Consider the following 1,284-nt stretch of genomic DNA (forward strand, 5'->3'; position numbering starts at 1 on the left):
TGGGCTTGATCCGCTTTGACGGACATTCGAGATCAGGGGCTCAGCCCCGGGAGGATGTCCATCATGGAGAGCATGGGGAAGAAGAAACCTCGCCGCCCTCGCCGTTCGTTCACGCCGGAGTTCAAGGCCGAGATCGTCGGTCTGTGCCGACGGGGTGACCGCTCGGTCGGGCAGGTCGCCAAAGACTTCGAACTGACCGAGACCGCGGTGCGGGACTGGGTCAAGCAGGCCGAGGTCGACGCGGGCGAGCGAAGCGGGCTGACCAGCAGTGAGCGCGAGGAACTGGCCGTGTTGCGGCGGGAGAACCGCCGGCTGCGCGAGGATGTCGACGTCCTCAAGCGGGCCACAGCTTTCTTCGCGAAGGAGACCCGGTGACGGTGCACCCGTTCATCGAGGCGGAGAAGCGGGCAGGTCACAGCGTCAAACGGGCGTGTGAGCTGATGAAGGTCTCCCGGACCGCCTTCTATGCCCGTCGCTCCGGCCTGCCCGGACCCCGCGCGGTGCGGGATGCCGAGCTGACCGAGCGGATTCTCGAGGCCCATGCGAAGTCGCGCGGAACCTACGGGGCCCCGCGCGTACATGCCGTGCTCAAGCGCGAGGGTGCCGGGTGTGGCCGGCGTCGTGTAGCACGACTGATGCGGGCCGCTGGACTACAGGGCCGACACCGCAGGCGACGGCATGTAACCACGGTCGCCGATCCCGGGGCTGCTTTCCGTCCTGACCTCATCGTCCGGGACTTCCAGCCCGACCGCACCGGGCTCGATGCCCGCTGGTGCGGTGACATCACGTATGTCCCGACCGAGGAGGGCTGGCTCTATCTGGCCACGGTCATCGACATCGCCTCCCGGCGCGTGGTCGGCTGGGCAACCGCCGATCACCTGCGTACCGAGCTGGTGGCCGACGCACTGACAGTCGCCTGCCGACAGCGTCGCCCCACCCATCCCGTGATCTTCCATTCGGATCGCGGGTGCCAGTACACCAGTCAGCAATTCGCTTCCCTGGCCGCCGAGTTCGGGGTCCGGCTGTCGGTCGGCCGCACCGGTCAGTGCTGGGACAACGCGCTCGCCGAGTCCTTCTTCTCAACCATCAAACGCGAACTGCTCGGCACTTCCGCCTGGCCCAGCCGGGCCGCCGCCCGCACCGCGATCTTCGATTTCATCGAGGGCTGGTACAACTCGCACCGACTGCACAGCAGCCTCGGCTACCTCAGCCCCGCCGAGTACGAGACCGCACTCGCAGCCTGACCACCACACCAATGGTGTCCGTCAAAGCGGAACAAGCTCA

At 67.1% G+C, this 1,284-nt stretch carries 2 protein-coding genes; both read left to right on the forward strand.

What is annotated here, in order from left to right; translation table 11 throughout:
* The first annotated feature begins 63 nt into the window (after nucleotides 1–63).
* Entirely contained in the window at nucleotides 64–375 is a 312-nt protein-coding gene (locus ACIA8E_RS41990) for a transposase (protein WP_399307391.1), read from the forward strand.
* Nucleotides 372–1,244, forward strand: a complete 873-nt coding sequence (locus ACIA8E_RS41995) for an IS3 family transposase (RefSeq protein ID WP_399307393.1) — start codon at nucleotides 372–374, stop codon at nucleotides 1,242–1,244. The genes ACIA8E_RS41990 and ACIA8E_RS41995 overlap by 4 nt, the downstream gene beginning before the upstream one ends.
* Nucleotides 1,245–1,284: the final 40 nt, after the last annotated feature.

This window comes from Streptomyces sp. NPDC051664, assembly GCF_044453545.1.
Taxonomy (GTDB): Bacteria; Actinomycetota; Actinomycetes; order Streptomycetales; family Streptomycetaceae; genus Streptomyces.

Excerpts from the sequence above, each read along its gene's own strand:
- ACIA8E_RS41990 (WP_399307391.1), top strand. The coding sequence starts at position 64 with ATGGAGAGCATGGGGAAGAAGAAACCTCGCCGCCCTCGCCGTTCGTTC.